The 5,310-nt window shown below is 47.7% G+C and carries 6 protein-coding genes and 1 pseudogene; 6 read left to right on the forward strand and 1 reads right to left on the reverse strand.

Features of this window, described 5'->3' with window-relative positions; all coding sequences use genetic code 11:
- The first annotated feature begins 566 nt into the window (after positions 1–566).
- The 4 genes from MKS11_RS27055 to MKS11_RS27070 all read left to right on the forward strand — a co-directional run bounded on the left by MKS11_RS27055 (position 567) and on the right by MKS11_RS27070 (position 3,885).
- The gene (locus MKS11_RS27055) at positions 567–2,909 is read left to right on the forward strand and encodes an S-type pyocin domain-containing protein (protein WP_181486822.1); all 2,343 of its coding nucleotides are present in this window, start codon (positions 567–569) and stop codon (positions 2,907–2,909) included.
- Positions 2,910–2,919: 10 nt separating this feature from the next.
- Positions 2,920–3,183, forward strand: a complete 264-nt coding sequence (locus MKS11_RS27060) for a hypothetical protein (protein ID WP_064148700.1) — start codon at positions 2,920–2,922, stop codon at positions 3,181–3,183.
- Between the two features lie 181 nt (positions 3,184–3,364).
- On the forward strand, positions 3,365–3,622 hold the full coding sequence (locus tag MKS11_RS27065; protein WP_010904244.1) for a bacteriocin immunity protein: 258 nt from the start codon (positions 3,365–3,367) through the stop codon (positions 3,620–3,622).
- Positions 3,623–3,729: 107 nt separating this feature from the next.
- Positions 3,730–3,885, forward strand: coding sequence for a colicin release lysis protein (locus tag MKS11_RS27070; RefSeq protein ID WP_071561715.1), 156 nt, complete (start codon positions 3,730–3,732; stop codon positions 3,883–3,885).
- A 205-nt stretch (positions 3,886–4,090) separates the two neighbouring features.
- Here MKS11_RS27070 and MKS11_RS27075 read toward each other — a convergent pair.
- A pseudogene (locus tag MKS11_RS27075) lies at positions 4,091–4,205 on the reverse strand (replication initiation protein).
- Between the two features lie 415 nt (positions 4,206–4,620).
- Between MKS11_RS27075 and MKS11_RS27080 the strand changes: the two are divergent.
- Both MKS11_RS27080 and MKS11_RS27085 read left to right on the forward strand, forming a co-directional pair.
- Positions 4,621–4,812, forward strand: a complete 192-nt coding sequence (locus MKS11_RS27080) for a Rop family plasmid primer RNA-binding protein (protein ID WP_023302508.1) — start codon at positions 4,621–4,623, stop codon at positions 4,810–4,812.
- Positions 4,812–5,234 carry a helix-turn-helix domain-containing protein gene (locus MKS11_RS27085; protein WP_069346495.1) on the forward strand — a complete coding sequence of 141 codons (423 nt, stop codon included), beginning with the start codon at positions 4,812–4,814 and terminating at the stop codon, positions 5,232–5,234. Before MKS11_RS27080 ends, MKS11_RS27085 begins: the two co-directional genes overlap by 1 nt.
- Positions 5,235–5,310: the final 76 nt, after the last annotated feature.

A 5,310-nucleotide genomic window follows, 5' to 3' on the forward strand; every position in this document is an offset into this window, starting at 1 on the left:
TTACCCTGGCTGAATGGCGTGAATTTCCGCGCTATGCACTTGCGCGCATACTCATGCATGCCGTAAAAACAGAGCCTGCGCGTTTCTGGCGGGTTTTCGGGTGGTTTGTTGCCTGTTTTACCGGTTTCCCGTCAGAAACGCCCTGAGGCCGTTTTAGCGGTGCGTACAATTAAGGGATTATGGTAAATGGGGGCGCTCGGGTGGCGGAATACCCTCTACACCAAGACTTTTTGTACAGGTCTCTGTCCGTCAGTCACACCCTTTTTAAGAGCACATATCGTTAATTTTTTTTCTCTGCCGAGCCGCGTCCTGTCTGGGTTTTGTCATTTCTATTACGCTTAACTTAATGAAAATTCAAAAGATAATTGTATCTCTCCGCGTGTTGACAGAGTTCTCATGTCAGGAGTAGTATTCAAGTACTGTATATAAACACATGTATTTATATACAGTACTTGGTGTGGCAGAGAACTAATAACAGCCTCCGGATACAGGTTCGAAGGCGATAAACCGCACACCAGATTCTGACAAGCAGGAAAACGATAAAAATAACAACAAAGGAGAGAGTTATGGGTGGTGGATTTAACTATAACGGGGAAGGTGCTACTGGCACCGGATTGGATCGTGATCCATATGTTCGCGACAGCAATGGTAATGCTATTGGTGTTAAATCAGGCTATCACGCGGAGTCCTATGGGACCTCAAGTCCAGCCTTAGGGCCTAATGGCGCTATTCAGATTACTGCTGGGGTTATTGCTGTGCCTGGAGATAAGCCCCGACCTGACGGTGGTAGTGGTGGTGGGAATACTGTTAACACCGGACCGGCAGGACAGCTCCTGGTGATGAATAAAGGTCAGCTTGGATACTGGGAAACTCGTTCTACGGGCGCGGGTAACAATGAGCATAATACGAGTGTATTTGTTGCCGTAGGTCCTTCTGAGGCAGAAAAAACTGCTTCTGCAGAGAAGGCGTTAAAGGAAAAACAGCAGGCAGAAGCAGCAGCAAAAGACTTTGCGGCTAAAACTGCTGCCGCATCAGCCACGGCGGAAAAAGAACGCCAGCAGGCAATTGCTGCTGCAACTGCAGCGGGTCAGCATCAGTCAGTTTCTGATGCCCGTAATAGCCTGAATAACGCGACGTCAGATGTGTCTCGTCTGAAATCAGCTGCAGACAGTGCACTGCAGGAGGCAAAGGCAAAACGGAAGGCTGCTATTGATGCTGTACCTGTTGCAACCCAGGCGGAAAATAAATATCAGGAGCTGCAGCAGAAGATTAAAGGCCTGAAGCTGAAAAATGGTGAGTATGGTACGGAAAAATGGGAAATAATTGGCTCTAATAAGGAGCATGATCACTGGGGATACAGGTTTTATCCATCCGGAATTACCAAAGCTCAGGTTGATGTGGCGCAGAGCGATGCTGTGAATAAGCGAAATCAGGCTACCAGTCTTGCCAGTCAGGCAACAGCAGCAGAACAGGACAGCCTGAAAGCTACAGCTGCCTATAATGCGGCAGAAACGCGCCGTCAGGCTGCTCAGGCGGCGTTAAATTCTGCTGAACAGGCTGCTGCTGCTGAACGTAAGCGGCAGGAAGCTGAGGCGGCTGCAGCAGCTGCTGCTGAGAAAAAACGTCAGGCAGACGCAGTAGCAAAAGCAGCAGAGGAAGCGCGTGCGGCAGCGGAAAAAGCCAGGCTGATGCAGGAGCGTCAGGCAGCAGCAGATAAGCTGAAATCCACAGATATTCAGTCTGTTCGCGGGATCCCGTCTACGGCATCGCCTGCAGCGTCACCCATTTCCTGGGCCGTTGCATCACTTGGTGGTATATCGCTGGATAGTGTTACTGCAGGGAAAGCCTGGACGCAGATTGCTGAGGTGATGGCTAAACTGCGAGGTATTGCCGGTGCGAGTCTTGTTGGTCCCGTGGTGGCAACTGCTGTAGGGCTGTTTTGGTCACGTGATGTTGGTATTGGCAGTGATGTGGTGCCCGGACGTGACATCAGCGGGCTGATGCCGGGTGATGCACTGTCATTACCTGATCTGGCCACTTTGATTAAAGCTGCTGACAGTAAAACGGGTGTCAGTATGCCGGTTCGAGGCCGGATTATCGTGCGTGAAGGCGATTATCTGGAGTCTCAGTTCGTTCGAACACCTGTTGCCGGTAGTGTTCCGGTTGTTCGGGCTACTCTGGATAAAGCTACTGGTTACTGGGGATATACGTTGCCGGCGATACAGGGCGTGCCCGGACAGACAATACTGGTAAGTCCGTCAGATGCGCCGGGCGTTAATGCTCCTCTGGGACTTGCTGGGCCGGTTCCTTTGCCTGAAACTATTATACATACCGGTGGGCAAACTACGGTCCCTCAGGGGGGGACTGTGACAGTATCTCCTGTTATTGGTGAAGTTGATTTTCGAGATCTTATCCTTGTTTTCCCTCCTGAGTCAGGGTTAAAGCCGTTATATGTGATGCCAGTTAGCCCTTATGGAGATGCAACAGAAAAAGGCGAGCACAGCGGAAGACCTTATAATCCGGATAAGGCAGGTGGTCCTGTACAGAATCTTAACTGGCGTAGTGCAGTCATCAACAAGGCCGGGATTGATAAGGTGAAGCTACATACCGGTCGCTTTGGTGAATCAGCAGCAAACAAAGTAATGATCGACCGTCTGGAGAAAATCCTGAGCGGTCAGTTACAGGTAACTGATACGGACAAGCGGTTTTACACCCATGAACTCAGAGAGCTGGAACGTTATCGTGCTTTAGGGGTCCCTGATAATGTGAAGCCAGATGATAAAGGTGTTACGTGGAATAACACTCATACAGCAACGCTGGAAGATTATAAAATTAATGAAAAAACTGATCCGCTCTATACAAAGGATGCTGAAGAGGCAGAGTATAAAGCAGAGCTAAAAAATAAATGAGGGGGAGAGAATGAGTAATCCGATTGAAGACATCATTAAAAATGAATCGGTAAGTGATGTGCTTCGCTACTTTGGTCCTGGTCGCGACATTTCAAAAATTGACCGTATGTATGTTTCATATAAGTTTGAAGTGATCTCTGAAGGCGTTCTTTTATCTGAATACAAAAAGTTATTCGACAATGGAGAACTAAAGTATGACTCTAATAAAAATGTTATTAAGGGGCCTAACTGGAAAGAGCCTGCTTTTGTAACACAAAAAAAATACGGCATTTAAAGTGTGCATATGAAGCCCTTTGAAAAGAGGGCTTTGATTAAAGCTCACATATGAAAAGGGTTTCTTTTTTGAGTGGTCGTGGTTTCGATGATACTGGCAGCATGTCAGGTCAACAATATCTGGGGTAAGCTGAGTGCATTAAAACCTAAACGCCATATTGAAATCCATAATGGGAACTGAAATGGCTAATAAAACTTTGGCTGACTATACAGAGCAGGAATTTATTGAGTTTATCGAAAAAATTAAAAAAGCAGACTTTGCTACTGAGTCTGAGCATGATGAGGCCATTTATGAGTTCAGCCAGTTGACTGAACATCCAGATGGTTGGGATCTTATTTATCATCCTCAAGCAGGAGCCGATAACTCTCCTGCTGGTGTTGTAAAAACAGTAAAAGAGTGGCGAGCAGCTAACGGTAAGCCAGGTTTTAAAAAATCGTGATTGAATGTGCGGGTTCAAGTGATGAATCCGCACATTTTTAACTCTGGATTTGAATAATAATTACTAGGTATCCATTTGCTTAGAATAATAAAAATAAAAGGTGATATATGAAAAAATTACTTTTCCTGGGGGTTGTTACCGTTTCTGTGGTTCTGGCGGCATGTCAGGTCAATAATGTTCGTGACACCGGAGGTGGGGCTGTTTCACCTTCATCGACGGTGACCGGAGTCACGCTTGATAGCGGTACGAACGGCAATCCGTAAAGGATCTTCTTGAGATCCCATTTGGATCGTCGTAATCTCTTGCTCTGTAAACGAAAAAACCGCCTTGGCGGGCGGTTTTTCGAAGGTTCCAAGAGTTGGCGCTCTTTGAACCGAGGTAACTGGCTTATGAGGAGCACAGTAACCAAAACTTGTTCTTTCAGTTTAGCCTTAACCGGCGCATAACTTCAAGACTAACTCCTCTAAATCAGTTACCAGTGGCTGCTGCCAGTGGTGCTTTTGCATGTCTTACCGGGTTGGACTCAAGATGATAGTTACCGGATCAAGGCGCAGCAGTCGGACTGAACGGGGGGTTCGTGCATACAGTCCAGCTTGGAGCGAACTGCCTACCCGGAACTGAGTGTCAGGCGTGGAATGAGACAAACGCGGCCATAACAGCGGAATGACACCGGTAAACCGAATGGCAGGAACAGGAGAGCGCACGAGGGAGCCATCAGGGGGAAACGCCTGGTATCTTTATAGTCCTGTCGGGTTTCGCCACCACTGATTTGAGCGTCAAATTCTGTGATGCTTGTCAGGGGGGCGGAGCCTATGGAAAAACGGCCGCTGTGCGGCCTCTCCTTCTCCCCATCACGCGATCGCTCGGTTTTCTCGAGCTTTTATACGCATGCTCCTGCCGCTCGCCGCAGCCGAACGGCAGGAGCGTAGCGACTGAGTGAGCGAGGAAGCGGAAAAGAGAACATCCCTACACTGAGCACTGACGCTCTGAGGCCTCTTATGACGAAACAACAGAAAACAGCGCTGAACATGGCTAAATTCATCCAGAATCAGTCTCTGCTCCTGCTGGAGAAGCTTAACGAGCTTGATCTCGATGTTGAGGCCGACCTTTGTGAGAAACTCCACGATGATGCGGAGCATCTTTTCCGTACACTGTCCTCGAGACTGGATGAATTACAGGATGGCAATTGATGGCCAGAGTGTCTATTAGTGAAGCGGCACGGCTTGTTAAGGTTAGCCGTCCCACAATTTACAAGATGATTAACAGTGGGAAGTTAAGTTACACCTCTGTTGTAAAGCACGGGAAGGCTATTAAAGTTATTGATACTTCTGAGCTTATTAGAGTGTTTGGTTCTCTTGATGGTGTAATCGATACTGTAAAATATGATGTAAAAAGTGACGCAGAATCTACAAGTATTAACAGCGTTGGTTTACATGATTTACAACATAGAATCGCTCTACTTGAAGCTGAAAACGATGGTCTTAAAGGGGCTGTTAAGGCTCGAGATGAGCATATTGATTCCCTTCGTCAGGCTATGCAGCTTCTGGAGCACAAGCACGAACCTTCTTCACCACCCCATTCCCCGTGGTGGAAATTCTGGAAAAAATCCTGATCCCGCCATGCTTGAGTTTTCCTCTCCGGCCATCCCGGGGAGTTCCTGAACCTTCCCAAAAATCGCCAGATCTCTG

The organism is Klebsiella sp. K5-45 (assembly GCF_030128605.1).
GTDB lineage: Bacteria > Pseudomonadota > Gammaproteobacteria > Enterobacterales > Enterobacteriaceae > Klebsiella > Klebsiella quasipneumoniae.